The organism is Brevundimonas sp. AVps4, from assembly GCF_058681525.1.
On record NZ_CM178741.1, the window covers coordinates 1,869,284 to 1,894,570 of the forward strand.

Consider the following 25,287-nt stretch of genomic DNA (forward strand, 5'->3'; position numbering starts at 1 on the left):
AGGTTTGTGGTTGATCACTTAGTCTGTTGCAGCGCATCATCCAAGCGTCCGAGACTTTCGTCGCGCCCAAGAGCGGACAAAGTTCGTGCGATATCGGGTGAAGTTGACCCTGCGGTAAGGGCCGCCCGCATGGGCGGACCGATCTTGCCGAAGCCGACCTGTTCGGATTCGGCGAAGCTTTTCAGCTCGGCTTCCAGGGCGAAGACGTCCCAGGACTGGAACAGGGCCAGCCGATCGCGCAGGCGCGCCAGGCGGTCCAGGGTTTCGCCGGACAGCAGGGCGCGGCCCTTGTCGTCGATGTCCAGGGGACGTGTCTTGAGCACGAATTTGGTCTGGTCGGCCAACTCCAGTACGGTCTTGGCGCGGTCCTTCACGAAGGGCATGGCGCGCTGGAGCCGGGCCTCGTCGGCCTCGGCCAGGCTGCGACCCCGGGCGAGGTGGACGTCCAGCGTCAGCTTGGCCAGGCGTTCGTCGTCGGCGAGCCGCAGCCAATGCGAATTGACGTGGGCCAGCTTGTCGAAGTCCAGCCGCGCCGGCGCCTTGCCGATGCCGGCCAGATCGAACCATTCGATCGCCTGGGCGTCGCTGAACAGTTCGTCGTCGCCGTGACCCCAGCCGAGGCGCGCCAGATAGTTGCGCATGGCCTCGGGCAGATAGCCCATTTCGGCGTATTCGTGGACGGCCTGGGCGCCGTGGCGCTTCGACAGCTTGGCGCCGTCCGGCCCGTGGATCAGCGGGATATGGGCGAAGGTCGGTCGGGTCCAGCCGAGGGCGTCATAGATCAAGCTCTGGCGGGCGGCGTTGTTCAGATGGTCGTCGCCGCGGATGACGTGGGTCACCCCCATGTCGTGGTCATCGACAACGACCGCGAGATTATAGGTCGGCGCTCCGTCCGAGCGCAGCAGGACCAGATCGTCGAGGTCGTCGGTCGACCAGCTGACCGAACCCTGGACCTCGTCCGCGACGGTGACCGTGGCGGACTGGGGGCGTCGAAAGCGGACGACGTGCGGCTGGGCCAGGTCGTCGACGGTCGGGGTGCGGTCGCGCCAGGGCGATTCAAAGGTGCGACGCTCGGCCTTGGCGGCGTCGCGCAGACGTCCGGTTTCCTCGGCCGTGGTGAAATCGCGATAGGCGTGGCCGGTCTCCAGCAGTTGATCGACGACTTCGCGATGGCGGTCGGCGCGGCTGAACTGGAACACCGGCTCTTCGTCGGCGAACAGCTCCAGCCAGCTCAGGCCGTCGAAGATGGCCTGGACGGCCTCCTCGGTCGAACGTTCCCGATCGGTATCCTCGACCCGGATCAGGAAGCGTCCCGCGTGTCTCTTGGCGTACAGCCAGTTGAACAAGGCGGTTCTCGCCCCGCCGATATGCAGATAGCCTGTCGGCGAGGGGGCGAAGCGGGTGACGACAGTCGAAGAAGGCAAGGTCATGGGGGAAGGGTCCGTAAGCGAGGCCCTTATACGCCCCGAGGCGACAAAGCCTACCCCCGGCGCGCGTTTGCGGGTCTGGCTGGCCCAAGAGCTTGCGGCGCAGAGCCTGAGATGGCGGCTCTGGGCGCCGGTGGCGTTCGGGGCGGGCGGCGCCGTCTATTTCAATCTGCGGTTCGAGCCCCCGTCATGGCCCCTGCTGCTAGCGGCGGGAATGGCCGCAGCCGCCTGGTGGGCGGGACGGCGGCGCGGCTGGGGGCGGGGCCGGACCTGGCCCCTGATGATGCTGGCGTGTCTGCTCGGCGGGCTGGCGACGGCCAAGGTGCGGACCGAGGCGATCGCCGCCCCGATCGCGCCGGCGCTGGGCGAAGCGACCGTGATCGAGGCCTGGGTCATCGACGTCGACAGTCCCGGACAGAACGGGGCGCGGGTGGTGGCGGCGCCGACCTGGATCCGCGGCCTCGCCCCCGAGGAGACGCCGGTGCGGCTGCGCGTGACCGTGCGCGGGCCGCCGCCCCGTCCGGGCGAGGCGATCCGACTGTTCGCCATCCTCAATCCGCCGCCTGCGCCAGCGGCGCCGGGCGCCTATGACTTCGGCCGCAACGCCTTCTTCCAAGGATTGGGCGGCGTGGCCTTTGCGCTTGGGGAGACGCGGAGCATCGACCTGCCGCCCCCGCCCTGGCGCGTCCGGTTGACGATGGCGGTCAACGGCGCGCGCTACGCCCTGGCCGAACGGATCGTGGCCCAGCTTGGGCCTCGCACAGGCGGGATCGCCGCCGCCATGACCACCAGCCACGAGGCGTGGATCAGCCCCGAAGACGTGGAGGTGATGCGGGATTCGGGTTTGGCGCACATCCTGTCGGTGTCGGGCCTGCATATGGCCATCGTCGGCGGCTTCGTCTTCTTTGCGGTCCGGCTGGGGGTGGCCGCCTGGCCGTGGCTGGCGCTGCGGGTCGCCGGCAAGAAGATCGCCGCATGGGCGGGGCTGGCGGCCGTGGGCGCCTATCTGGTGGTGTCGGGCGCGCCGCCGCCGGCGGAGCGGGCCGCCGTCACGGCCGCCATCGCCTTCATCGCCATATTGCTGGACCGGCAGGCCGTGACCATGCACGGGCTGGCCGTCGCCGCCTTCGTGGTCTTGCTGATCCAACCGGAAGCCATCGTCACGCCGGGTTTTCAGATGTCCTTCGCCGCGACGGCGGCCCTGGTGGCCCTGGTGGAGGTCTGGCCTCGGCGGGTGCGCGAGATCGCGGCTCCCTGGCCGATCGTGGCGGTTCAGAGGTTTGGAGGCTGGCTGGCGGCGGCCGTCGCGGCCAGCGTGGTCGCCGGTCTGGCGACCGGACCCTTCGCCATGCAGCATTTCAACCGGACGGCCGTGTACGGCCTACTGGCCAATCTGGGTACGGCGCCGGTGGCCGATTTCGTCCTGATGCCGACCCTGGCCCTGGGGGCGGCGCTGGCGCCCTTGGGGCTGGGCGGACCCTTCCTTGCGGTGGCGGGGTGGGGCGTCGATCTGATGCTGGCGATCGGAACCTGGACCGCGGGCCTGCCCGGCGCGGTGCGGACGGTCGCCAGCGCGCCGGACTATGTGCTGCCCGTGGCCTTTCTAGGCGTGCTGTTCATCTGCCTGTGGCAGGGGCGGCTGCGGTGGCTGGGCCTGCCCCTGGCGGCGGCGGTGCTGGTCTGGCCGCGCGCGCCGACGCCGGACGTCTGGATCGGCGACGGCGGGACCAATGCGGCCTTTCATCGGGAGGGCGAGGCGATCGTCGTCCGGCCCGGCGTGCGTGAGTTTGCGACGGACCTGTGGTCCCGGCGGCGCGGTCTGATCTTGGCGGACCGCCCCGAGGCCGGCTGGGCCTGCGACCGCGCTTCATGCCGTCCCGAACTCACTGGGGCGGGGCCGGTCGCCCTGTGGTGGGGCAGGCGGACGCCGGACATGGAGCAGATGGACGCCCTGTGCCTTGCGGCCTCGGTCGTCAGCGTGCGGGCGGTGGTTCACGCCCTGCCGCCCTCATGTGACGGGAGGCTGGTTCTGGACGGGGCGGACTTTGCGCGCGGCGGGGCGGTGGAGCTGTGGCGTAGCGGCGCGGGCGGCTGGCGGGCCGTGTGGACGGCCGATGTCCGGGGCGACCGGCCGTGGGCGCGCCGGCCGAATCCAGCTGTCAGTGATAGCGGCGCATGAGGCCGACCAGCTTGCCCTGGACCTCGACCTGGTCGGGACCGAAGATGCGGGTCTCATAGGCGCGGTTGGCAGGCTCCAGGGCGATGGAGCCGCCCTTGCGGCGCAGGCGTTTCAGCGTGGCCTCTTCGCCCTCGACCAGGGCCACGACGATCTCGCCGTTGTTGGCGGTGTCGCCGCGCCGGATGACCACCAGGTCGCCGTTCAGAATGCCGGCCTCGATCATGGAGTCGCCCTCGATCTCGAGGATGTAGTGATCGCCCTTGCCCAGCATGGATTCCGGCACCGGCAGCCGCTCCTGCTCGTGCTGGATGGCCGCGATGGGGGTGCCGGCGGCGATCTTGCCCAGGAGCGGCAGTTCGCGGGTGTCATTGGCGGCTGAGGCTGCAGCGACGGGACGCGCGCCGCCGCCTTCGATGACGTCGGGCTTGAACCCGGCCCGGCCGCGCGGGGCGCCGGCTGTAGCCTGTTCAGGCAGTTTGGTCACTTCCAGGGCGCGGGCGCGATGGGCGAGGCGGCGGATGAAGCCGCGCTCCTCCAGCGCCGTAATCAGACGGTGAATGCCCGACTTGGACGCCAGGTCCAGCGCCTCCTTCATCTCGTCGAACGAGGGGGAGACGCCGGTCTCCTGAATCCGTTCGTGGATGAACATCAGCAGTTCGTGCTGTTTGCGCGTGAGCATCGCCGGCCCCTCATGCGCCCGACCGACGAATCGGAACGGGCCGTGAACATTGACGATGTTCTGTAAGTGTTCCTTCCTAATGTCAACTTAACGGCGTCGCTTCACCACGCTCATCACGTTGGATCATAGGGTCAGCAGCGCCCGCGTCGCGGCCTCGACGTCGGCCTGACGCATCAGGCTCTCGCCGACCAGAATGGCCTGGGCGTGGGCGGCGGAGACGCGCGCAACGTCGTCCGGGGTGAAGATGCCGCTCTCGGCGACCAGAAGGGCGCGCACGGGGCTGAGGATCGCCAGGCGTTCCGTCGTTTCCAGATCGACCTCGAACGTCCGCAGCGACCGGTTGTTGATCCCTACCAGATCGCCGCCGAGGGCGCAGGCGCGCGCCATTTCCGCCTCGTCGTGGGTTTCGATCAGGGCGTCCATGCCGAAGCGCTCGGCCTCGGCCAGCAGTTCGGCGGCCAGCCGATCGTCGATCATGGCCAGGATGATCAGGATACAGTCGGCGCCCAGAGCCCGGCTTTCGGCCACCTGCCAGGGGTCGACCAGGAAGTCCTTGCGCAGGCAGGGCAGGCCGGTCGCCGCACGGGCTTGGCCCAGATAGGCGTCGTCGCCCTGGAAGCTGGGGCCGTCGGTCAGGACCGAGAGGCAGGACGCGCCGCCGGCCTCATAGGCCCGGGCGAGGGCCGGGGGATCGAAGTCGGGACGGATCAGACCCTTGGACGGGCTGGCCTTTTTGATCTCGGCGATCAAGGCGGGGCGGCCGGTTTCCTCGACGGTCCTGTCCAGAGCGGCGCGGAAGCCGCGCGGGGCCGAGGCGGCCTGGGCCAGAGTCTCGATCGCGTCCTGAGAGGTCGCGGCCTTGCGGGCGGCGACGTCCTCGCGCTTGTAGGCGGCGATACGGTCCAGAACGTCGGTCATGGGGCGTCCTCCGTCTCCAGCGGGGTCGAGGTGATGCGGGCCAGCCGCTCCAGGGCCTGGGCGGCCCGGCCGTCGTCGACGGCGGCTGCGGCCAGGGCGGCGCCTTCGGCGAGATCCGTCGCCCGATCCGCGACCACGAGGGCGGCGGCGGCGTTCAGCAAGACGATGTCGCGATAGGGGCCCGTCTGGCCCGCCAGCAGGGCGCGCAGGGCGGCGGCGTTCTCCTCGGCGTCGCCGCCGCGAATGGCGTCGATGGAGGCGCGGGGCAGGCCGGCGTCCTCGGGCGTGACCTGGAAGCGGCGGACGGCGCCGTCCTTCCATTCCGCCACTTCGGTCGGGCCGGACGTCGCCAGTTCGTCCAGACCCTGGCCGTTGACGGTCCAGGCGCGGGTCGCGCCCAGCCGGCCCAGCACCTCGACCAGAGGCTCGAGCAGTCGGGGGTCATAGACGCCCATGACCTGGCGTCTGGCCTGGGCCGGGTTGGACAGGGGGCCCAGCAGATTGAAGACTGTGCGGAAACCGATCTCGGCCCGGACGGGGCCGACATGGCGCATGGCGCCGTGATAGGCGGGGGCGAACAGGAAGCAGATGCCGGCCTCGTCCAGCGCCTTGCGCTGCTGGGCCGGGCTGGCGGCCATGTTGACGCCCAGGATCGACAGGACGTCGGACGAGCCGGATTTCGAGGACATGGCCCGGTTGCCGTGCTTGGCGACCTTCAGGCCGGCGCCGGCCAGGACCAGGGCGGCGGCGGTGGAGATGTTGTAGGTGTGCTGGCCGTCGCCGCCGGTGCCGCAGGTGTCGATCACCTCATAGGGATGATCCAAGGTCAGGGCGGCCTCGCGCATGGCTTGGGCGAAGGCGGCGATCTCGTCCACCGTCTCCCCGCGAATCCGAAGGGCGGTGACGGCGGCGGCGACCTGGGACGGGGTCGGTTCGCCGCGCAGGCAGGCGGCGAAGAAGTCGTGCGCCTGTTCGGACGTCAGGGGGTGGCCCTCGACCAGTCGGGCGAGGATCGGCTTGAAACCATCGGCCATGGTCAGGCGGCCATGATCAGGCGGCCGCGAGGCGCTTCACGCCGGCGATCTGAAGGAAGTTGGCCAGCATGTCGTGGCCATGTTCTGTAGCGATGGATTCCGGGTGGAACTGAACGCCATGGATCGGGCGGCTGCGGTGCTGGAGCCCCATGATTTCGCCGTCGGCGGTCCAGGCGGTCACCTCGAGACAGTCGGGCAGGGTTTCGCGCTTCACGGCCAGGGAATGATAGCGGGTGGCGGTGAAGGGCGAGGGCAGGCCGGCGAAGACGCTCTTGCCGTCGTGATGGATCGGCGAGGTCTTGCCGTGCATCAGGGTCTTGGCGCGGATCACGTCGCCGCCGAAGGCCTGGCCTATGGCCTGGTGGCCCAGGCAGACGCCCAGGATGGGCATGGAGGCCGGTGCGCTGTCGATCAGGGGCAGGCAGATGCCTGCCTGATCCGGCGCGCAGGGGCCGGGAGACAGCAGGACGGCGGCGGGGTTCAGCGCCCAGGCCTCGGCCGCCGTCAGGTCATCGTTGCGCACCACATGGGTCGGCGCGCCCAACTCCGCGAGGTAGTGGACGAGGTTGTAGGTAAAGCTGTCGTAGTTATCGACGACGAGGATCATGATCAGGCTTCTAGGCGTGACAGGCGTCCGCGCCAAGCATATGCGTCGCTAAAGCGCATCTTAACGGTCATGGGGGCAGGTGGAGGGGTGAAACTCGCCGCCGAACAAGACATCGCCGACAAGATCGCCGCCGCAAAGGCGAAGCTGGTCGTTGTCGAACCCAAGCCGATCAGCCCCTATGCGGCGCTAGGCGCCGCCGCCCTGGCCGCTGCGGCCGCCGTGGTCATGGCCGGGGTGGTGGTGCTGGGGCCCGGCGTCCGATTCGACGAACGCCCGGCGACCTACGCGCCCTAGCGGTTGCCGGTGCGGAACCGCCAGGCGTCGTCAGCGGCCCGCATGGGGGCGCGGGCCTTGTGCCGGGTCTCGGCGTATTCGGCCGCAGGATCGCTGTCGGCGACCACGCCGGCGCCGGCCTGGACGAAGATCCGGTCATCAGCGAACAGGGCGGTGCGCAGGGTGATGCAGATGTCCGCCTCGCCCCCGGCCGAGATATAGCCGACGCCGCCGCCGTAGCCGACGCCGCGCTTTTCGGCTTCCAGCTCGTCGATGATCTCCATCGCCCGGACCTTGGGCGCGCCTGACAGGGTGCCGGCGGGAAGGGCCGCCAGCAGGGTGTCGACGGCGTCCAGTTTCGGATCGGCCTTGCCGCGCACATTGGAGACGATGTGCATGACCTGGCTGTAGCGTTCGACGACGAAGCTTTCGGTCACCTCGACCGTGCCCGGCGCGGCGACGCGGCCGACGTCGTTGCGGCCCAGGTCCAGCAGCATCAGATGTTCGGCCCGCTCCTTGGGATCGGCCAGCAGCTCGGTCTCCAGGGCCTTGTCCGCCTCGGGCGTGGCGCCGCGCATCCGGGTTCCGGCCAGTGGTCGGATGGTGACCTGGCCGTCCTTCAGCCGGACCAGGATCTCCGGGCTGGACCCGGCCAGCTGGAAGCCTTCGAAGTTCAGATAGAAGAGATAGGGCGACGGGTTCTGGCGACGCAGGGAGCGGTAGAAGGCGAACGGATCTTCGGTCCAGGGCGCCGAGAAACGGTGGCTGAGCACGACCTGGAAGATGTCGCCGGCGGCGATATAGTCCTTGGCCCGGGCCACCATCTCGCCGAATCCGGCCTCGTCCACGGGCGAGGCGAAGGTCGGGGCGGGCGTGGGCTGCGGCGCGGCGCGCACCGGCAAGGGCTCGCGCAGGCCCGTCTCGAAAGCGTCCAGCCTGGCGACGGCGGCGTCGAAGGCTTGCCGCGCGTCGCCGCCCGTGTCGGGATAGGCGGCGGAGACCAGGATGATCTCCTGGCCGACGGAATCGAAGATCGCCACCAGCGACGGTCGGGTCAGGACCGCATCGGGCAGGTTCAGCGGGTCGGGATTGGGTTCGCCCAGCGGCTCGAGCAGACGCACCATGTCATAGCCGAAGACGCCGAACAGGCCGGCCGCCATCGGCGGCAGACCCTCGGGCAGGTCGAACTTGGAGGCGGCGATCAGGGCGCGCAGCGACTGAAGCGTGGGCAGGGGCTCGGGAATGAAGCGGCCTTCGGCGACGGCAGGACCGCGCGCCAGTTCCGCCGCGTTCGACCGACAGCGCCAGACCACGTCCGGGTCCAGGGTCAGGATCGAATAGCGGCCCTTGACGGCGCCACCCTCGACCGATTCCAGCAGGCAGGCGTAAGGCCGGTGGAGCCCCAGCTTCAGATAGGCCGAAACCGGGGTCTCCAGGTCGTCGATCACCCGACGCACGATCACCTGGGGCCGACCGGCCGAGAGGCCGGCGGCGAAGGCGTCGAAATCGGGCCCGCTGTCCGCCTGCGTCATTGCGCCGGAGCGGCGGGCGCGGTCGGTTCGGCCGACAGGCCCAGGGCCTGACGCGCCAGGCCGACGTCATGCTTGGCCTTGGAGCGTTTGGCCGCCGCCGCCATCTCGGTCTGAACCATGGCCTGGACGATCTCCTGGGTGATGCGCGGGCGGGCCTGTTCGGCGAGCGGACCGGCGACCGCCGGATTTGCGGCGTGGATGGCGTCCACCCGGCCGATCACCAGACCGCCTTGGCCGGGTTGCGAGAAGACCTGGCCCTTGGACTGGCCGAACAGACCTTGCAGCACGCCCTGACCCAGGGCCTCCTGGGTGGCCTGATCACGGACGACGCCGGTGCGGACGGTCAGGGGGGCGTTGACGGAACGGGCCACGGCGGCGATGTCCTGGCCTTGGCGCACGCGACCGGCCAGCTCCTCGGCCTTGGCGGCGAGCCGGCGCGAAATCTCACGCTGTCTCCACTGGGCGGCCAGGGGTTCGCGCACCTCGGCCAGGGTGGGCAGGGCGGAGGGACGGATGTCGTTCAGCCGAACCGCGAAATATTGGCCCTGACCGGCGTCCACCACATCGCTTTCGCCGCCCTTGGTCAGGGACCAGGCGGTTTCGAACAGCTGCGGCGGGGCGTTCAGCGGCTGGCCGTTCGGCAGTTTGCCGTCCTGGGTGAAGGGGGGCAGGTCGACGATCCGCGCCCCGGCTTCACGCGCGGCGTCGGCCAGGCTCTTGCCGGCGGTGCGGGCGGCTTCGTACTTTTCGACCTTGGCGTAGGTCTGGCCCTTGATGTCCTCGGCGCGCAGTTCCTGAATGATCTGTTCGCGCGAACCCTCGAGGCTGGCGGGCTGACCGGGCTGGACCGCCGTCAGCTTGGCGACGGCGAAGCCAACGCCCGCCTGGACCGGGTCCGACACCTGGCCGGGCTGAAGGCCGAACACGGCCGCAGCCGTGGCGGCGTCGCCGATGGCGGAGCGCGGCGTGGCGTCGAACTGGGCCGGCTGGATGCTGTTGGCGCGGCCGACGTCTGCGGGCGACTGACCGGCGCGCAGGGCGGCGGCGATCTTCTGGGCCGCGTCGCGGCTGGGCGCCGTCAGGGTGACGAAGGTGCGGGTCTCGGGTTTGCCCAGGCTGTCCTTCTTGAATTCGAACCGCTCGCGGATCCGCTCTTCCGACACGGCCGGGGCGGCGCCGGGCTCCGGCGAGAACAGGACGACGGAGGCCATGCGGAACTCCGGCGCGCGCAGCCGGGCGGCGTTCTCCTGGATGAAGGCGTTCAACTGGGCGTCGGTCGGGGCGGGGATGTCGCCGGCCATCGCGGGGGTGATTTCGAACCAGCGGCCGTCGCGGCTCTCGAAGGCGGCGCCGGCCAGGAGGGCGCCGTAGATCCGGGGCGCACGGGCGCCGGCGAAGACGGCGGCGTTGAAATGTTCGGTCGCATATTGGTCGCGCAGGTCCTGTTCCAGCATGGCGGGAGTCAGGTTCTGCTGGGCCAGGGCGCTCTCATAGGCCTTCTGGTCGAACTGGCCCGTGACCGAGTTGAAGAAGGCCGGGATCTGGCGGATCTGTTTGACGATCAACTCCTTGCCGGGGCGGATGCCCGCCTTCCACGCCCAGTTCAGGAAGCCCAGCTGTTCGGTCTGGCTTTCCAGAAAGCGGACATGGATGTTTTCGGCGATCAGATCCTCGTTCGTCACCGGACGACCGGCCTGCTGCTGAATGTTCTCGCGCACCCGTCCGAAGGCGGCCGAGAACTCGGCCTCGTTCATCGAACGGTCGCCGGCGTCGATGACGTGTTTCGGTCCCAGGTTGGCGAAGACGTCCATGCGCGCCCCCACGATCACGAAGCTGATCGCGATCAGGACGAGCAGGGCGGCGGCCCATTTGGAGCGCGAGAAGGCGCGGAAGGCGGTGATCATTCGTGGACCCGGAGACTTGCCGACGATGGCTTCGCTTCGGCGTATAGTCGGCCCGGGCGGGCCGCCGCAAGAACGGCTTGATGTCCAGATTGGGGCGACCCTCTTGGCGCGGCGGTTTTCGCCCCCTAGACAGGGGCGATGAAACAATCCGTGAAGTTGATCGTCGGCAATTGGAAGATGCACGGCCTGACGGCCGCCCTGTCCGAAGCCGAGGCGCTGAAGACCGCCCTCTCCGCCACGCCGACCGAGGCCCGCGTGGCCCTGTGCCCTCCCGCCACCCTGGTTCATCAGATGAGCGCGGTTCTGAGCGGAAGCGCGATCGAGACCGGCGGGCAGGACTGTCATGACAAGCCGTCGGGCGCCTTCACCGGCTCGATCTCGGCGGAAATGCTGGCGGATGCGGGGGCCGGGCTGGTGATCCTGGGCCATTCCGAACGCAGGGCCGCCTTTGGAGAGACCGACGCCCAGGTGGCGGACAAGGTTAAGGCCGCCGTTGCGGCGGGACTGGAGCCGATCGTCTGCGTCGGCGAAACGCTGGAACAGAGACAGGCCGGCCAGGCCGTCGCGGTCGTCAGCGCCCAGGTGGCGGGCTCTCTGCCCCACGGACTGGCGGAGCGGACGTTTGCGGTGGCCTATGAGCCGGTCTGGGCGATCGGCAGCGGCCTGACCCCGAGCCTAGAACAGATCGCCGAGGTCCATGCGGCGATCCGCAGCGCCCTGATCGACCGGCTGGGCGAGGCGGCGCGCCGGGTCCCGATCCTGTACGGCGGTTCGGTCAAGCCGGACAATGCGGCCGATATTCTGGCGACGGCGGAGGTCGGCGGGGCCCTGGTCGGGGGCGCCTCGCTGAAGGCCGAAGACTTTCTTCCGATCATCCGCGCGGCCTGAACGACAAGGCCGCGCGGTCGGGCGCGGCTATAGGTTTGCCCCTGGGCGGCATCGGTGATAGAGGCCGCCGCTTGATCGGCGCAGCTCCGCGCCCACATGAATGACGCCATGCTCCAGACCATCCTGCTCGTCGCCATCATCCTGGTCGCCGTCTCCTTGACGGGCGTCGTTCTGCTGCAACGCTCGGAAGGCGGCGCCCTGGGCATGGGCGGCGGACCTTCGGGCTTCATGACCGCGCGCGGCGCGGGCAATCTGCTGACCAAGGTGACCTGGGTTCTGGCCGCCCTGCTGTTCGGCCTGACCATCATCCTGACCGTGGTCGGCAATATGGATCGCGCCTCCACCTCGGTGATCGACGCCGACGCCGTGGGCTCCCTGGCCACGACGCCCCGGCCCCAGCAACAACAGCCCGCCCAAGCCCAGCCGGCCGCCCCCGCCCAACCGTCGGCCCCGTCGCTGGACGATCTGGAAGCCAGCCTGCCGTCGGCGGCGCCGGCGCAGCAGCCGGCCCCCACCCCGGCCCAGTAAGGCCCCGCCGACCCAGAGTTCCGAAAGCGCGCCGCAGGGCGCGCTTTCTTCTTTTGATCAACAGTTCGATTCGCCGAGGCCCATGCGTCGTTCGCGAATCATGGAGTAAGGTGTCCGCCCATGGCTCGCTATGTGTTCATCACCGGCGGCGTGGTTTCCTCGCTTGGAAAAGGCCTCGCCTCCGCCGCTCTCGGCGCTCTTCTGCAGGCGCGCGGCTACAAGGTCCGCCTGCGCAAGCTCGACCCCTATCTGAACGTCGATCCGGGGACGATGAGCCCCTATCAGCACGGCGAGGTCTTCGTGACCGACGACGGCGCCGAGACCGATCTGGACCTGGGCCACTATGAGCGGTTCACCGGCGTGTCGGCGGCCAAGTCCGACAACATCACCACCGGCCGGATCTATTCGACCATTCTGGAGAAGGAGCGGCGCGGCGACTATCTGGGCGCGACCGTCCAGGTCATTCCCCACGTCACCGACCAGATCAAATCCTTCTGCCTGACCCCGGCCCTGACGGATGCGGGCGAGGACGTGGACTTCGTCCTGGTCGAGATCGGCGGCACGGTCGGCGACATCGAGGGCCTGCCCTTCTTCGAAGCCATCCGCCAGCTGGGCCAGGACCTGCCGCGCGGCAAGAGCTGTTTCGTCCACCTGACCCTCTTGCCCTTCATCAAGACGGCCGGTGAGATGAAGACCAAGCCGACGCAGCATTCGGTCAAGGAGCTGCGCTCGATCGGGATCCAGCCCGACATCCTGCTGTGCCGCTGCGAACAGCCGATCCCGCCCGAAGAGAAGCGCAAGATCGGCCAGTTCTGCAACGTCCGCGAAAGCGGCGTGATCCAGGCGATGGACTCGGCCGACATCTACGCCGTGCCGCTGGACTATCACCGCGAGGGGCTGGACAAGGAGGTCCTGGCCCATTTCGGCATTGAGGACGCGCCCGAGCCCGATCTGACGCGCTGGAAGGAGATCGCTCGCCGCAGATTGCACCCGGATGGCGAGGTCACCATCGCCGTCGTCGGCAAGTACACCGTGCTGAAGGACGCCTATAAGTCCCTGATCGAGGCCCTGCACCACGGCGGGGTCGCCAACAACGTCAAGGTCAATATCGACTGGGTCGAGGCCGACACCTTCGAAGGCGATCCGGAGGCCTGTGAGGAGCGGCTTCAGGGCGCCCATGCGGTTCTGGTGCCCGGCGGCTTCGGCGAGCGCGGTTCGGAAGGCAAGATTGAGGCGGCGCGGTTCGCACGCGAACGCAACATCCCCTATTTCGGCATCTGTTTCGGCATGCAGATGGCGGTGATCGAGGCGGCGCGGAACCTGGCCGGTTTTCCCAAGGCCTCCTCGACGGAGTTCGGGCCTACGACCGAGCCGGTCGTGGGTCTGATGACCGAATGGACCCAGGGCAACCAGCGCGTCCTGCGCCAGCAGGGCGGCGACCTGGGCGGCACCATGCGGCTGGGCGCCTATGAATCGACCCTGGCCGAAGGGTCTCGGATCGCCGAAATCTATGGGACCACGACCATCAGCGAACGGCACCGCCATCGCTATGAGGTCAACATCAACTATCGCGAGGCGATCGAGGCCAAGGCCGGTCTGGTCTTCGCCGGGCTGTCGCCCGACGGCGTCCTGCCCGAAACAGTGGAGCGGCCGGACCATCCCTGGTTCATCGGCGTCCAATATCACCCGGAGCTGAAGAGCCGCCCCTTCGCGCCGCATCCGCTGTTCGCCAGCTTCATTGCGGCGGCCGTGGTGCAGAGCCGGCTGGTGTGAGAACGGCGCTCACGGACCTGCGATTCCAGTTGGCGTCCTTTTTGCGATAAAATGCCTGGAACGGATCGAATTAGGATGATCCGACAGGATGGACCGTCGATGATCGGCGCCTTGCTCTATCACCTGCACCGGCATGTCCGCCTCGTGCTCATTGTCGCGGGTCTTGGGCTCATGTTCGGCGTCGGCGTGATCGGCTATGAGGTCGTTCGCGGCCTGGCGGCGGCGTCGGCCCACCCGGCGCAAACCGGGCGGGCCTGAGCCGTCAGTCGATCTTCAGCCGCATGAAGATCATGCCGCCGTCCGGATCACCGCCGTAGATCGGCTCCAGCGCGTCCGGCACGCGGTTCATCGCATAGAGGGCGCCGAGGCCGAAGCGGACGCGCGGGGCGATCCGCCAGTCGCGGACGGCGCCCACAGACGCCTTGCCCACCGTATAGAGCGGGCCATGGCCGCCGTGGTCGCCGGGAACCAGTTCGTCCGTTTCGATCCGCTCGGCGCGGGCGAAGACGGTCCAGCGGTCGTTCGGATGGAGGGCGGATTCCAGCAGCCAGCCGTCCTTGGATTCATCGTGACTGTTGGTCTTGCGGCCCCAGGCCAGGGTTGAGGACCACCAGCCGGTCTCGCCCAGGCGGCGGGTGTGGAGGACGCTGGCCGACCATTTGGTCTCGTCCTCGTCAGGCTCGAGCTGTTCGGGAGCCGAGACATCGGCGTAGGAGGCCTGGAGGGCCCAGTCGGACGATGGGTTCCAGGAGGCTCGCACCGACCAGCTGTCCAGCTTCGGCTCATCTATGCCCCAGCGTTCCTCGTCCGGCTCGCGCCCCTTGAAGGCCGAGGTCTCGATCTTGAACCGGTCGTGGGCCCAGCCCAGGGTGGTGACGCCGAAGACGATATGGGTCGAGTCCAGCCAGTGGTGGGTGATGGGCGCCTCGGGACTGTCCATCGCGCTCATCCGGTGCATGAAGGCGGGCGGGCCGAAGGCGGGCTCGCCGGGCAGGCCGATGTAGCCGTAGAGGCTGTCCTTGTCGGACAGGCGTTTGGAATAGCTGGCCGACAGCTCCATGAAGAAGTCGTGCGGATGCTGGCGATCCACCAAGGGATCGACGCCGTTCGCCGTCTCGCCGGCGGCCAGCAGCAGGGGATAGCCGGACTTGCCCATCAGGGGGTCGGGGCTGAGCATGGCGCGCAGGTTCAGGATCGAGCCGTCGTCGAAGTCGCGGCGGGCCGTGGTCATCAGCATGCCCGAGACGAAGGTCTTGTCGCCGCCGCGGGTGCCGGACTGTGTGTCGTAGGTCAGGTTCAGCAGGGCGTGGGTCATCACCATCCAGTCGCCTCGGACGGTGTGGATCCCGGCGTGCTCGCCGGCGTCGGGCTGCCAGCTTGTGCCTGAGGCGTCGCGGCTCATGGGCCAGGGGCCGTAGGGGCTGGTCATGACGTGGGAGGCGGCCGGCATGTCGGCCATGTCGTGGCCGGCGTGGGGATCGGCGGCCGGGGGCGTCGTCGGCGTGGGCGCCGTCTGGTGGTGGGAGTGGTCCTGCGCGCTTGCGACCTGAGCGAGGGCGAGCAGGGAGACGCCGGCGAGGGCGCCGACGAGGGTATGAGGAGCCATGATGGCCTCCTTGAATGATCGTGACTGAGGGCGCCGCGAGGGGCGCAGGGGTTCAGGCGACCAGGAGGCGGGGCGGGCCGGGCTCGGGCGAGAGCAGGCGGCCGGCGGGGAAGTCGATCAGGGGGGCGGCGAGGCGGGCGGGAGCGATGGTCGGGCCGGGGCGGCCGGCGGGGTCGAGCGCCGGCGCCGTGACGCAGGCGGCGCAACAGGCCATGGCCTTCATCGCCTTGTTCTGGTGAGCGGGCGCCTGGTCCGACGCTGTATGGCGGGCCTCGGCGCTCGTCTCATGGCAGGGCGGTCCGGCCATGGCTGGGCCTGCCGAGACGCTGACGGCGCCCAGGGTCAGCACCGCCAGGGCGCCGATCAACAGCAGAAGGGACGAGACGATCTTCACGGGGTCAGGATAGGGCGGGGGACGGGGCGCGGCAATGGATCATCGGACGGGCTTCTTGTCGATCAGGGGCAGGCCCGGCGCGTCGGGCGGGGTCCGGCCGCCGGCGCCCAACTCCCGCTGCATGAAGACGACGTCGCGCCAGTCGTCGTGTTTCCAGCCCGCCGCCTTGAACACCCCGGCGTCGGCGAAGCCGCGGGCGCGGTGCAGGGCGATGGAGCCCTCATTCTCGGAATCGCCGATCACGGCGACCATCTGGCGCAGGCCGAGCCCCTCGCAATGATTGATTAGTTGATCCAGCAGGGCGCCGGCGACGCCGCAGCCACGGGCTTCGGGCGCGACATAGATCGAGTCCTCGACCATGTAGCGATAGGCCTGGCGGGTGCGGAACGGGCCGGCGTAGGCGTAGCCGACGACGACGCCGTCGATTTCGGCGACCAGCCGGGGCAGACCCAGGGCCTGGACGGCGGCGAACCGGGCCGTCATCTCGATCTCGTCCGGCGGCTCCAGCTCGAAGGTGCCGCGCCCGTTGGCGACGCTGTCGGCATAGATGGCGGTGATCGCCGCCATGTCGGCGGGGGTCGCCTCGCGGATCTGAACGTCAGGCCGCATCAGCCCAGCAGCCGCGCGGCCTGGGGGGCGAAATAGGTCAGGACGCCCGCGCAGCCGGCCCGCTTGAACCCGTGCAGGGTCTCAAGGATGGCCCGGTCCTGGTCCAGCCAGCCGTTGGCGACCGAGGCCTGGATCATCGCGTACTCGCCCGACACCTGATAGGCGAAGGTCGGGACGCGGAAGGTCTCGGACACGCGGCGGACGATGTCGAGATAGGGCATGCCCGGCTTGACCATGACGGCGTCGGCCCCCTCCGACAGGTCCATGGCGACCTCCTTCAGGGCCTCGTCCGAGTTGGCGTAGTCCATCTGATAGGTCTTCTTGTCGCCCTTCAGCGCTTTCGAAGAGCCGACGGCGTCGCGGTAAGGGCCGTAGAAGGCCGAGGCGTATTTGGCCGCATAGGAGAGGATCAGGGTGTCGTGGAAGCCGTTGGCCTCCAGGGCCTCGCGGACGGCCTGGATGCGGCCGTCCATCATGTCCGACGGGGCCACGACGTCGGCGCCGGCATGGGCGTGGATGAAGGCCTGTTCGGCGAGGCGGTCCAGGGTGGCGTCATTGACGATCCGCTCGCCCTCCAGAACCCCGTCGTGGCCGTGGTCGGTGTAGCAGTCGAGCGCGACGTCGGTCATGATCCCGATCTCGGGCGCGGCGTCCTTGATCGCCCTGATACAGTCGGGGATCAGGCCGTCGGGATCGGTGGCGCCCGTGCCGACCGCGTCCTTGAGGGCGCCGTCGATATTCGGGAAGAGGGCGAGCATCGGAATGCCCAGATCGCGCGCCTCGATCGCCGCCTTTGCGGCTTCCTTGGGCGACAGGCGGAAGACGCCGGGCATGGAGGCGACGGGGACGCGGTCCTCGGCGCCGTCGTGGACGATCAAAGGCCAGATCAGGTCGGCCGGGGTCAGGACGGTCTCGGCGACCATGCGGCGCACCCAGGGGCTGGCGCGCAGACGCCGGGGACGGGCGAGCGGGAAGGGGGCAGGCTGGTAGGGGAGCATGGCGAGACCTTGGAAATCTGTCGCCGGACTAGCGCCGCCGGGGCCGGGGCGCAAATCGCGTGAGGATTCGGATCGTTTCAAGCGGGATACCGGCTTGCGCCGGGCGCCGAAATGCGAGCCTATCGCGACGAACTGAGGGAGACGAAGATGATGAGACGATGGGCGGCGGGCGCGGCGGTTCTGGCCCTGGCGGCGGGACTGTCGGGATGTATCATCATCGCCTCCGACGGCGGCGACCGGACGGTGGTCGTGGACAGCGCGTCCTCGTCCGCCCCCGCCTATGTCTCCCTCTATGCCGACGCCGTCGCCGATCCGAAGCGCCCGGCCGAGGAGGTGGCGCGCGATCCTCTGCGTCATCCAGCCGAGATCCTGGCTTTCGCCCAGGTCGCGCCCGGCGACAAGGTGGCCGACATCCGCCCCGGCGCCGGCTATTTCACCCGTCTGTTCTCCGACGTGGTCGGGCCGACGGGCCGGGTCTACGCCTTCGTGCCCGAACGGACGATGGCGCGGGAGAACCCCCAGGCCGACGCCCTGGTCGCGGCCTATCCCAATGTGACGCGGGTCAATGGTCTGCTGGACTCCATGACCTATGACCAGCCCCTGGACCTGGTCTTCATGAGCCAGGAGTACCACGACTTCCACATTCCCGGCTTCAACACCGATGTGGCCAGGATGAACGCCGCGGTCTTCGCCGTCCTGAAGCCCGGCGGCCGCTATGTGGTGATCGACCATCAGGCGGCGCCGGGGACGGGGATTTCGGCGGTCCAGACCCTGCACCGGATCGAGGGCGACTATCTGAGGCGCGAGGTCGAGGCGGCCGGCTTCGTCTTCGAGGCCGAGAGCCGGGCGGTCGCCAACCCCGACGACGACCACAGTCTGAACGTCTTCGACGCCGCCATCCGCGGCAAGACCGACCAGTTCGTCTATCGTTTCAGAAAGCCGGGCTGAGACCTCAGCGCCGGCGCGGGGCCAGGATGTCGGACAGCCGGTCCGGGGTTCCTTCGATCCGCTCCAGACGCGGATAGCGCAGGCCGTCGTGATAGTCGAAGGCGACGGTGCGGAACCGGTCGCCGGACTTGATCAGCAGCTCCAGGGGGGCGTCCGTCCCCTTGGCGGCCGTGACGGCGTCGCGCAGAACCTCGGCCGAGCCCGCCTTGCCGTTGACGGCGACAAGCGACCAGCCGGCGCCGATCCCCTGTTCGAAGGCCGGGCCGCCCCAGCGGATATTGGTCAGCTTGTCACTCGACAGGCTGAAGCCCAGCGAATATTGGAAGTCATTGGCCCAGCCGCCGTTCACCGCCTTTTCGTCGGCGTTGGGCGTGTCGGTATAGGTCAGGCGCCAGCCGCCCCGTTCGATCCCCGCCAGGGGCGCGTGGGCGTCAGGGCCGACGGCGTCCAGCCTTTCGCGCAGGAAGCCGGCCCAGTCGTGCGGATGGACGGCGTTCAGGGCGGCGACGACCTGATCGAAGGTGTAGCCCTGGGGCGCCCAGGCGCCGTCGCTGTGGCCGAAGAAGGCCCGGGCGAAGTCGTCGAGCGACTTGCGCCCGTTCGTCTCGGCCCGGATCAGGGTGTCGGCGTCCAGCCAGACCAGCAGGCTTTCACGATAGTAGTCGCCGGTGCCCCGCATCCAGGAGGGATATTGGCCTGGCACGCGGTAGCCCAGGAGATTGTGGTTGTTGGTGTCCTGAAGGGCGCGCCACTGACGGCCGGGCTGGTTGTCATAGAAGGCGGCGATCGAGGCCAGGGTCGCCAGGGCCACCCCCTTGGAATGCAGGCCCGAACGGGCGGCCAGGACATCGCCCCAATATTCCGTCTGGCCCTCATAGACCCACAGCAGGGTGTTCTGGGTCGGGACGTTGTGGTTGGCGGTCAGCTCATCCGCCGGGCGCATGAACTTGCCGTTCCAGGAGTGGGTGTATTCGTGGGGCAGAAGGGCGCGGTCCCCGGCGCTCTTGGCCCAGTCGGTGAAGAAGCCGGGGGCGCCGGTGTTCTCGGAGGAGCGATGATGCTCCAGGCCGATGCCGCCCATCTGGTCGGTCAGGGCGAACAGGAACTCGTATTTGTCGAAGTGGCGGGCGCCGAACAGGCGGTCGGCCTGCTGGACCATGTTCTCGTAGAGCTTCAACTGCTCTTCGGTGGCGGCGAGACCTTTCTCCTCGTCGGCGAGGAGGTTCAGGTGGACCCTTGATTCAGACGGGGCGCCGTTCGGGTCGATATCGACGCGGCGGTAGTGGGCGCCGGCGAAGACCGGGCTGTCGATCAGGGTGTAGAGGTCGGTGGTCTCCAGCCGGGCCAGGTCGCCGTCGCGGCCTTCGGTCTTCAGGGCCGTGCCGTAGTTCCAGCCGGCGGGCAGGCGGATGGAGGGGGCGACCCGGATCTGGCGGCTGAAATAGCCGGCCGGATAGAGGATGGCCTTCTCCCACTGCAGATTGACCATGGCCGGGGTCATCAGGACGCGCCAGTTGGAGCTGTCCGGCTGGGTCAGCTGTTCGAAGGCGACCTCGATCGCCGTCACGCCCGCCGGGACCTCCAGATGGAAGGCGTAGGGATCGAGGGTGTCGCGCAGCCATTCCAGCCTCTGGCCGTTCGCCGTGACGGTGAGGCCGGCCAGCAGCTGGATGGGGCCGGTGGCGGCATGGTTGCCCGGCAGATATTTCGGATAGAGCAGGGTCAGGGGGCCGGGAGCGGCGACGGGTATGGTCTGGCTGACGCGGATGATTCGCCGGTCCAGGTCGGTGATGTCGGCCCGGTACTGGATGACGCCCGGATAGGGCCTGTCCGCAGGGGCGGGGATGGCCGGTTGGGGCCGGGGCAGGGCCAGGGCCGCGTCGCGCGCCTCGACCACCACCGGCGTCGACGGGAAATCCTGGGCCAGGGCCGGGGCGGCCGTCATCAGGGCGGCGAGGCAGGCGGCGGCGGTCAGGCGGGTAGGCGGCATCAGGTCATCCGAACGTGAGGGCAGGCCTGCACCGTCGGGGAGCGGGGAAGGGGCGTCAAGTGCAGCCGACGCGGTGCGGCGTTTAGAGCCCCTCCGTCACGGCGCTAAGCGGCGCCGCGCCACCTCCCCACCCTATGGGGAGGAGACGGTGTTGTCTCCTCCCCGTCGCGAAACGATGGGGAGGTGGCTCGGTGCGAAACGGAGAGACGGAGGGGGCTGCCGGCGTCAACGCTTGCGCGGCGTCAGTATGTCGCCCAGCCGGTCCGGGGTTCCGGGGATGCGTTCCAGGCGCGGGTAGCGAAGGCCGTCGTGATAGTCGAGGACGACGGTTCGGTACTGGTCGCCGTCCTTGACGATCAGGGTGATCGGCACGGCGGGGTCCTTGGCGGCGGTGACGGCCTCGGCCAGTCGGTCCGGCTTGGCAGCCTGGCCGTTGACGGCGACGATCTCCATGCCCGGCGCCAGGCCGGCCTTGAAGGACGGACTGCCCCACTGGACGCTGCGGATCGCATTGTTCTCGCCGGTCTGCAGGCCCAGGGAATAGGTGAAGTCGTTGCGCTTGAACTCGCCGTACAGGGTCTTCTGATAGGCGGTCGGGGTCTCGCCGTAGGTCAGCCGCCAGCCGCCGCGCTCCAGCCCGTCCAGCGGCGCGCGGGCGTCGGGGCCGACGGCGTCCAGCCGCGCGCGCAGGAAGGCCGCCCAGTCGTTCTCGACCACCCCGTTCAGGGCCGCCACCACGTCTTCGAAGGTGTAGGGCGCCGGTTCGAAACTGCCGTCCTGAACGCCGTAGAAGGCGCGGGCGAAGTCGTCGAGCGACTTGCGCCCGCCGGTCTTCTCCCGGATCGTGGTGTCGACGTCGAGCCAGATCAGCTGGCCCTCGGAATAGTAGTCCTCGTCCCTCTGCCAGGACAGCCAGGCCTTGGGCCGGCGCTGGCTGATGATCGGGTCGTTGGTGGTGTCCTGAAGCGCGCGCCAGGCGCGCCCGACCCGGTAGTCATAGGAGGCCGCCGTCATGGCCAGGGAGTCCATGGCCTGTTCCTTGGTCAGAAGGCCCGAACGGGCCGCGACGACCTGGCCGTAGTATTGGGTCTGGCCTTCATAGACCCACAGCAGGCTGTTCTGCATCGGGCTGTTGAAGTTAGGCACATACTGGTCCGCCGGGCGACGCCATTTGCCGTCCCAGGAGTGGTTCATCTCGTGGCTGAGCAGATCGCGGTCGCCCAGATGGGTGGCCCAGCCGGTGAAGAACTCGGGATCGACCGAGTTCTCGGAGGAGCGATGATGCTCAAGACCGATGCCGCCCAGCTTGTCGGTCATGGCGATCAGGAAGTCGTAGTGGTCGAAATGGCGCGCGCCGTAGAGGCGGTCCATCTGGGTCACGAGGTTGCGCAGAATCTGAATCTGCTCGTCGGTGGCTTCCAGGCTCTTGGCCTCGTCGGCGACGATGTTGGCGCGGACCGGCGAGCGGCCGCCGGGGTCCAGGTCGATCTGGCGATAGTGGAGGCCGGCGAAGACGGGGCTGTCGATCAGGACCTCCAGATTGACCGGTTTGAAAGTCTGGACGTCGCCGGTCTTGGTTTCCGGCTCCAGCGCCGTGCCGAAGCGCCAGCCGGTGGGGAACTTGACCGTGGGATGGACCATGATGTTCCGCGACCAGTGACCGGCGGGATAGAGCAGCATCTTCTCCCACTGGATGTTCAGCATCTCGGGCGTCATCGTCACCCGGCCCTGGGCGCCGCTGGTCGGCGACAGGTGCTGCATGGCGATCTTCAGCTCGGTCGCCCCGGCCGGAACCGTGATGTGATAGGCGAAGGGGCTGAGGGTGTCGCGGACCCATTCGACCCGCCGGCCGTTCGCGGTGATCTCGATCCCCGCCAGCTGGGTGATCGGCCCGACCGGACCGTGGTTGCCCGGCAGCCATTCGGGGAAGAACAGGACCATGGGCCCGCTCTGGGCGACGGGAAGAGTCTCGGTGATCGAGAAGATGTGCTGGCCCAGGTTGGTCGCGTCGATTTCCAGACCGATCACCCCCGGATAGGCGACGTCGCGCGCCGCTGGGATGGGCGTCAGGGGCGCCGGCAGGGCGGGCGCCGCCGTCGACGCCTGTTGCGCCAGGGCGGCCGGTGCGGCGGAGGCCAGCAGGAGGGCGAGGCCGACGGCGCGAAGGCGGGTGCGGATCATGGACGCGGACTTTCGAACTCAGGAAAGGGAGAGGCGCGACAGTCCGCCGCACCGCGTGGATCGTCAAGCGGTCGGGCCGATCGGACGCCGAAAATCTCGTTCGCCCGGACCCAGGCGTCAGGCGCCGGGGGTCACGTCCAGCAACTCCACCGAAAAGCGCAGGGTGGAGTTGGGCGGAAGCTGATCGCCGCCGACCCAGCGCGAGCCATAGGCCAGGGCCGGGGGGATGACGAACTCATAGGTCTCGCCGACCCGCATCAGGGCGACCCCTTCGGTCCACCCCTTGATGACCCGGTTCAGCGGAAACTCGGCTGGTTCGTTGCGAGCGTAGGAGCTGTCGAACTCCCGCCCGTCGATGAAGGTCCCGCGATAATGGACCTTGACCGTATCGGTCGCCGACGGCTGGGCGCCCTCGGGATGGGCCTTGCCCACGCGGCGGTATTGCAGGCCGCTGGCGGTGGTGGTCCAGCCGCGCCGGGCGCCGTTCCACGCCAGATAGGCCTGGTTTCCGGCGTCCCAGGCCTGCTGCGGCGTCTGTCCGGCCTGGCCCTCGACCTGGGCGGCGGCGCGGGCGGCCGCCGAGGCCGTTTCGGCGTAGGAGACCGGCGTCCCGCGCGTCGCGCAGGCGGAAAGGGCGAGGGCGGCGAGGAGGATCGGCAGGGTGCGAGTCATAAGGCGACGCTATCAGGCCGAACGGGCCGCCGCCAACCGTCTTTGCGCGAAGGCGACATAAGCGGAAGGAGCGGTAAATTGAGCCGATGGGGTTCCAATCGGGACTTAAGGCGTTAGACCCGCGACCATGTCCATAGACAACTCTCTCGCCGAAGCAGTGGCGGCCGGTCGCCAGGCCGTGGCCGTCGACGCCGTCATGATCGCCAAGCTGACCGACATGGCCGGCGACTTCGCCATCAATCTGATCATCGCGGCCCTGATCTTCGCGGCGACCCTGTTTGCGGCCAAATGGGCGGCGGGGCTGGCGCGAAGGGCGCTGTCGCGGATCGGCGCCTTCCGCCACGACCAGACGGTCCTCAGCTTCGCCGTTCAGGTGGTCCGGGTGGTGGTGATTATCATCGGCATGATCGCCGTGCTGCAAAGGCTGGGGGTGCAGACCACCTCCATCATCGCGGTCCTGGGGGCGGCGTCCCTGGCCGTGGGTCTGGCGCTTCAGGGGACGCTGTCCAATGTGGCTTCGGGCATCATGCTTCTGATCCTGCGGCCTTACCGCGTGGGGGACGTGGTGGACGTCGGCGGCATGGCCGGGACGGTGCAGCGGCTGGACCTGTTCACGACCCAGCTGTCGAACGCCAACAACCACAAGATCGTCATTCCGAACTCCAAGGTCCTGAGCGACCCCCTGACCAATCTGACCGGTCAGCAGACCCGGCGGATCGAGATCAACTTCACCGTCGGCTACGGCGAGGATCTGAACAAGGCGCGCTGCGTCCTGGCCGACATGGCCGCGGCCCATGACAAGGTTCTGCACGATCCCCGTCCCTGGACCGGGGTGACCGGCCTGCTGGACAGCGCGGTCCAGATCACCCTGCACGCCTGGGTCAAGGTCGAGGACTGGTGGCAGACCCAGGCCGATCTGATGCAGGGCGGCAAGGAAGCGCTGGACGCCGCCGAGATCGAGATTCCCTTCCCGCACCAGGTGGCCGTGCCCTATGGCGACGAGGATGTCATGCCGGTGGTCCGTGTGCGGACGGTGGAGGCGGGCAAGGCCGAAGAGACGAGTACGAAGACCCGCTGATGCGTTACGATTTCGGATCCGACAACACCGCCGGAATGGCGCCCAGCGCGCTGGAGGGCCTGATCCAGGCCAACGCGGGCTTTGTTCCCTCCTACGGCGCCGATGCGATCACGGCGCGGGCCGCCGACCAGATTCGACAGAGGCTGGACGCCGACGCCGACGTCCGTTTCGTCTTCAGCGGCACGGCGGCCAACGCCATCGCCCTGTCGATGCTGACCTATCCGTTCGAGGCGGTGCTGGCGCACAACGCCGCCCATGTCTGCACCGATGAAACGGGGGCGCCGGGCTTCTTCGGCCAGGGGGTGGGGCTGATCGGCCTGCCGGGCTTTTCCGGGCGGATCGATCCCCTGGCGCTGAAGGCGCAGCTGACCGAGCCCGAGGTCGGCCATCGCCAGCCGCCGGCCGCCCTGTCCCTGACCCAGGCCACGGAATACGGCGCCGTCTATACGGAAGAAGAGCTGCGCCATCTGATCGAGCCGGTGAAGGCGTGCGGCTATGGGGTGCATATGGACGGGGCGCGGCTGGCCAACGCGGCTGCGGCCGGGTTCGACCTGAAGGACATTGCGCGCCTGGGCGTGGACATATTGGTGTTCGGCGGCGCCAAGGCGGGCGCGTCTTGCGTCGAGGCCCTGGTCCTGTTCGACAAGAGCCTGGCGCGGCGGCTGGACAATCGGCTGAAACAGGCCGGACAGACGGCGTCCAAGGCCCGGACGCTGGCCGGGCCCATGCTGGGCCTGCTGGAAAGCGGCGACTGGGAGGCGGGAGGCGCCCACGCCAATCTGATGGCCCAGCGTCTGGCGGCGGGGATCGCGACGCGCTCGCCCTTCGTCCTGGCCCACCCGGTCGAATCCAATACGGTCTTCGTCCGCATGCCGGCCGAGGCGCACCAGAGGCTTAAGGCCCTGGGCTGGGCCTGCTATCAGTTCGACGACGGATCAGTCCGGTTCGTCTGTTCCTGGGCGACCCAGGAAGAGGCGGTGGACGAGCTGATCGCCGCCATCGCCGGCTTGAACTGAGCCGTCCGTCGCCAGGCGGCCTTTTCCCGGCCGTCTTGACTGTCCATATGCGC

The 25,287-nt window shown here is 68.9% G+C and carries 23 protein-coding genes; 9 read left to right on the forward strand and 14 right to left on the reverse strand.

Annotated features, from left to right (window positions below; translation table 11 throughout):
• Window positions 1-14: 14 nt before the first annotated feature.
• The gene (gene gltX / locus ACW178_RS09270) at window positions 15-1,430 is read right to left on the reverse strand and encodes a glutamate--tRNA ligase (protein ID WP_191558403.1); all 1,416 of its coding nucleotides are present in this window, start codon (window positions 1,428-1,430) and stop codon (window positions 15-17) included.
• On the opposite strand from gltX, the gene ACW178_RS09275 reads away from it, so the two are divergent.
• On the forward strand, window positions 1,429-3,606 hold the full coding sequence (locus tag ACW178_RS09275; protein ID WP_191558407.1) for a ComEC/Rec2 family competence protein: 2,178 nt from the start codon (window positions 1,429-1,431) through the stop codon (window positions 3,604-3,606). The two genes, gltX and ACW178_RS09275, sit on opposite strands and share 2 nt — an antisense overlap.
• Here the strand turns inward: ACW178_RS09275 and lexA are convergent.
• The 4 genes from lexA to ACW178_RS09295 form a co-directional block, all read right to left on the reverse strand.
• Window positions 3,587-4,285 carry a transcriptional repressor LexA gene (lexA, locus tag ACW178_RS09280; RefSeq protein WP_191555556.1) on the reverse strand — a complete coding sequence of 233 codons (699 nt, stop codon included), beginning with the start codon at window positions 4,283-4,285 and terminating at the stop codon, window positions 3,587-3,589. The genes ACW178_RS09275 and lexA overlap by 20 nt on opposite strands.
• A gap of 123 nt (window positions 4,286-4,408) precedes the next feature.
• Window positions 4,409-5,203 (reverse strand): indole-3-glycerol phosphate synthase TrpC, encoded by a 795-nt coding sequence (gene trpC, locus ACW178_RS09285; protein WP_191558404.1) that lies wholly within the window; start codon window positions 5,201-5,203, stop codon window positions 4,409-4,411.
• The gene (trpD, locus tag ACW178_RS09290; protein WP_492024487.1) at window positions 5,200-6,237 is read right to left on the reverse strand and encodes an anthranilate phosphoribosyltransferase; all 1,038 of its coding nucleotides are present in this window, start codon (window positions 6,235-6,237) and stop codon (window positions 5,200-5,202) included. The genes trpC and trpD overlap by 4 nt, the downstream gene beginning before the upstream one ends.
• Window positions 6,238-6,253: 16 nt before the next feature.
• Window positions 6,254-6,844 (reverse strand): anthranilate synthase component II, encoded by a 591-nt coding sequence (locus ACW178_RS09295; protein ID WP_191555559.1) that lies wholly within the window; start codon window positions 6,842-6,844, stop codon window positions 6,254-6,256.
• Between the two features lie 87 nt (window positions 6,845-6,931).
• Between ACW178_RS09295 and ACW178_RS09300 the strand changes: the two genes are divergently transcribed.
• Window positions 6,932-7,138: a peptidoglycan-binding protein gene (locus tag ACW178_RS09300; RefSeq protein ID WP_183215699.1), complete on the forward strand. Its 207-nt coding sequence runs from the start codon at window positions 6,932-6,934 to the stop codon at window positions 7,136-7,138.
• Here the strand turns inward: ACW178_RS09300 and trpE are convergent.
• On the reverse strand, window positions 7,135-8,649 hold the full coding sequence (gene trpE, locus ACW178_RS09305; protein ID WP_287105854.1) for an anthranilate synthase component I: 1,515 nt from the start codon (window positions 8,647-8,649) through the stop codon (window positions 7,135-7,137). The genes ACW178_RS09300 and trpE overlap by 4 nt on opposite strands.
• Window positions 8,646-10,553 carry a peptidylprolyl isomerase gene (locus ACW178_RS09310; RefSeq protein WP_287105852.1) on the reverse strand — a complete coding sequence of 636 codons (1,908 nt, stop codon included), beginning with the start codon at window positions 10,551-10,553 and terminating at the stop codon, window positions 8,646-8,648. Before ACW178_RS09310 ends, trpE begins: the two co-directional genes overlap by 4 nt.
• 138 nt (window positions 10,554-10,691) lie before the next feature.
• On the opposite strand from ACW178_RS09310, the gene tpiA reads away from it, so the two are divergent.
• The 4 genes from tpiA to ACW178_RS09330 all read left to right on the forward strand — a co-directional run bounded on the left by tpiA (window position 10,692) and on the right by ACW178_RS09330 (window position 14,000).
• Window positions 10,692-11,441: a triose-phosphate isomerase gene (gene tpiA / locus ACW178_RS09315; RefSeq protein ID WP_287105851.1), complete on the forward strand. Its 750-nt coding sequence runs from the start codon at window positions 10,692-10,694 to the stop codon at window positions 11,439-11,441.
• Between the two features lie 108 nt (window positions 11,442-11,549).
• Window positions 11,550-11,969: a preprotein translocase subunit SecG gene (gene secG / locus ACW178_RS09320; protein WP_370513356.1), complete on the forward strand. Its 420-nt coding sequence runs from the start codon at window positions 11,550-11,552 to the stop codon at window positions 11,967-11,969.
• Between the two features lie 120 nt (window positions 11,970-12,089).
• Window positions 12,090-13,742 (forward strand): CTP synthase, encoded by a 1,653-nt coding sequence (gene pyrG / locus ACW178_RS09325; protein ID WP_492024488.1) that lies wholly within the window; start codon window positions 12,090-12,092, stop codon window positions 13,740-13,742.
• Between the two features lie 75 nt (window positions 13,743-13,817).
• Entirely contained in the window at window positions 13,818-14,000 is a 183-nt protein-coding gene (locus tag ACW178_RS09330) for a hypothetical protein (RefSeq protein WP_492024489.1), read from the forward strand.
• Window positions 14,001-14,004: 4 nt separating this feature from the next.
• On the opposite strand, the gene ACW178_RS09335 is transcribed toward ACW178_RS09330, so the two are convergent.
• The 4 genes from ACW178_RS09335 to hemB are packed head-to-tail and all read right to left on the reverse strand — an operon-like array spanning window position 14,005 to window position 17,349.
• A complete protein-coding gene (locus ACW178_RS09335) occupies window positions 14,005-15,348 on the reverse strand; it encodes a hypothetical protein (protein WP_492024490.1) in 1,344 nt (447 codons plus the stop codon).
• 52 nt (window positions 15,349-15,400) lie between these two features.
• Window positions 15,401-15,742 carry a hypothetical protein gene (locus tag ACW178_RS09340; RefSeq protein ID WP_492024491.1) on the reverse strand — a complete coding sequence of 114 codons (342 nt, stop codon included), beginning with the start codon at window positions 15,740-15,742 and terminating at the stop codon, window positions 15,401-15,403.
• Between the two features lie 39 nt (window positions 15,743-15,781).
• Window positions 15,782-16,351 (reverse strand): GNAT family N-acetyltransferase, encoded by a 570-nt coding sequence (locus tag ACW178_RS09345; RefSeq protein ID WP_287104428.1) that lies wholly within the window; start codon window positions 16,349-16,351, stop codon window positions 15,782-15,784.
• Entirely contained in the window at window positions 16,351-17,349 is a 999-nt protein-coding gene (gene hemB, locus ACW178_RS09350; protein ID WP_287104434.1) for a porphobilinogen synthase, read from the reverse strand. Before hemB ends, ACW178_RS09345 begins: the two co-directional genes overlap by 1 nt.
• Before the next feature lie 147 nt (window positions 17,350-17,496).
• On the opposite strand from hemB, the gene ACW178_RS09355 reads away from it, so the two are divergent.
• A complete protein-coding gene (locus ACW178_RS09355) occupies window positions 17,497-18,297 on the forward strand; it encodes a class I SAM-dependent methyltransferase (RefSeq protein ID WP_492024492.1) in 801 nt (266 codons plus the stop codon).
• A gap of 4 nt (window positions 18,298-18,301) precedes the next feature.
• On the opposite strand, the gene ACW178_RS09360 is transcribed toward ACW178_RS09355, so the two are convergent.
• The 3 genes from ACW178_RS09360 to ACW178_RS09370 form a co-directional block, all read right to left on the reverse strand.
• Window positions 18,302-20,287 carry a M61 family metallopeptidase gene (locus tag ACW178_RS09360; RefSeq protein ID WP_492024493.1) on the reverse strand — a complete coding sequence of 662 codons (1,986 nt, stop codon included), beginning with the start codon at window positions 20,285-20,287 and terminating at the stop codon, window positions 18,302-18,304.
• A 225-nt stretch (window positions 20,288-20,512) separates the two neighbouring features.
• Window positions 20,513-22,468 carry a M61 family metallopeptidase gene (locus ACW178_RS09365; protein WP_287104876.1) on the reverse strand — a complete coding sequence of 652 codons (1,956 nt, stop codon included), beginning with the start codon at window positions 22,466-22,468 and terminating at the stop codon, window positions 20,513-20,515.
• Window positions 22,469-22,585: 117 nt separating this feature from the next.
• Complete coding sequence (locus ACW178_RS09370) at window positions 22,586-23,140, reverse strand: FKBP-type peptidyl-prolyl cis-trans isomerase (protein ID WP_287104875.1); 555 nt, start codon at window positions 23,138-23,140, stop codon at window positions 22,586-22,588.
• 127 nt (window positions 23,141-23,267) lie between these two features.
• Here ACW178_RS09370 and ACW178_RS09375 point away from each other — a divergent pair, with 127 nt between their 5' ends.
• Both ACW178_RS09375 and ACW178_RS09380 read left to right on the forward strand, forming a co-directional pair.
• Window positions 23,268-24,218 (forward strand): mechanosensitive ion channel family protein, encoded by a 951-nt coding sequence (locus ACW178_RS09375; RefSeq protein WP_287104874.1) that lies wholly within the window; start codon window positions 23,268-23,270, stop codon window positions 24,216-24,218.
• A complete protein-coding gene (locus ACW178_RS09380; RefSeq protein WP_054765588.1) occupies window positions 24,218-25,234 on the forward strand; it encodes a threonine aldolase family protein in 1,017 nt (338 codons plus the stop codon). Before ACW178_RS09375 ends, ACW178_RS09380 begins: the two co-directional genes overlap by 1 nt.
• The last annotated feature ends 53 nt before the right edge of the window (window positions 25,235-25,287 follow it).

Bases quoted from the DNA above. Each gene is read 5' to 3' on its own strand.
- ACW178_RS09345 (WP_287104428.1), bottom strand. From the start codon at position 16,351: ATGCGGCCTGACGTTCAGATCCGCGAGGCGACCCCCGCCGACATGGCG.
- ACW178_RS09370 (WP_287104875.1), bottom strand. From the start codon at position 23,140: ATGACTCGCACCCTGCCGATCCTCCTCGCCGCCCTCGCCCTTTCCGCC.
- secG (WP_370513356.1), top strand. From the start codon at position 11,550: ATGCTCCAGACCATCCTGCTCGTCGCCATCATCCTGGTCGCCGTCTCC.
- trpD (WP_492024487.1), bottom strand. From the start codon at position 6,237: ATGGCCGATGGTTTCAAGCCGATCCTCGCCCGACTGGTCGAGGGCCAC.
- ACW178_RS09330 (WP_492024489.1), top strand. From the start codon at position 13,818: ATGATCCGACAGGATGGACCGTCGATGATCGGCGCCTTGCTCTATCAC.
- gltX (WP_191558403.1), bottom strand. From the start codon at position 1,430: ATGACCTTGCCTTCTTCGACTGTCGTCACCCGCTTCGCCCCCTCGCCG.
- trpE (WP_287105854.1), bottom strand. From the start codon at position 8,649: ATGACGCAGGCGGACAGCGGGCCCGATTTCGACGCCTTCGCCGCCGGC.
- hemB (WP_287104434.1), bottom strand. From the start codon at position 17,349: ATGCTCCCCTACCAGCCTGCCCCCTTCCCGCTCGCCCGTCCCCGGCGT.
- trpC (WP_191558404.1), bottom strand. From the start codon at position 5,203: ATGACCGACGTTCTGGACCGTATCGCCGCCTACAAGCGCGAGGACGTC.
- ACW178_RS09380 (WP_054765588.1), top strand. From the start codon at position 24,218: ATGCGTTACGATTTCGGATCCGACAACACCGCCGGAATGGCGCCCAGC.
- ACW178_RS09375 (WP_287104874.1), top strand. From the start codon at position 23,268: ATGTCCATAGACAACTCTCTCGCCGAAGCAGTGGCGGCCGGTCGCCAG.
- ACW178_RS09310 (WP_287105852.1), bottom strand. From the start codon at position 10,553: ATGATCACCGCCTTCCGCGCCTTCTCGCGCTCCAAATGGGCCGCCGCC.
- tpiA (WP_287105851.1), top strand. From the start codon at position 10,692: ATGAAACAATCCGTGAAGTTGATCGTCGGCAATTGGAAGATGCACGGC.
- lexA (WP_191555556.1), bottom strand. From the start codon at position 4,285: ATGCTCACGCGCAAACAGCACGAACTGCTGATGTTCATCCACGAACGG.
- ACW178_RS09275 (WP_191558407.1), top strand. From the start codon at position 1,429: ATGGGGGAAGGGTCCGTAAGCGAGGCCCTTATACGCCCCGAGGCGACA.
- ACW178_RS09360 (WP_492024493.1), bottom strand. From the start codon at position 20,287: ATGCCGCCTACCCGCCTGACCGCCGCCGCCTGCCTCGCCGCCCTGATG.
- ACW178_RS09365 (WP_287104876.1), bottom strand. From the start codon at position 22,468: ATGATCCGCACCCGCCTTCGCGCCGTCGGCCTCGCCCTCCTGCTGGCC.
- ACW178_RS09335 (WP_492024490.1), bottom strand. From the start codon at position 15,348: ATGGCTCCTCATACCCTCGTCGGCGCCCTCGCCGGCGTCTCCCTGCTC.
- ACW178_RS09295 (WP_191555559.1), bottom strand. From the start codon at position 6,844: ATGATCCTCGTCGTCGATAACTACGACAGCTTTACCTACAACCTCGTC.
- ACW178_RS09355 (WP_492024492.1), top strand. From the start codon at position 17,497: ATGATGAGACGATGGGCGGCGGGCGCGGCGGTTCTGGCCCTGGCGGCG.
- pyrG (WP_492024488.1), top strand. From the start codon at position 12,090: ATGGCTCGCTATGTGTTCATCACCGGCGGCGTGGTTTCCTCGCTTGGA.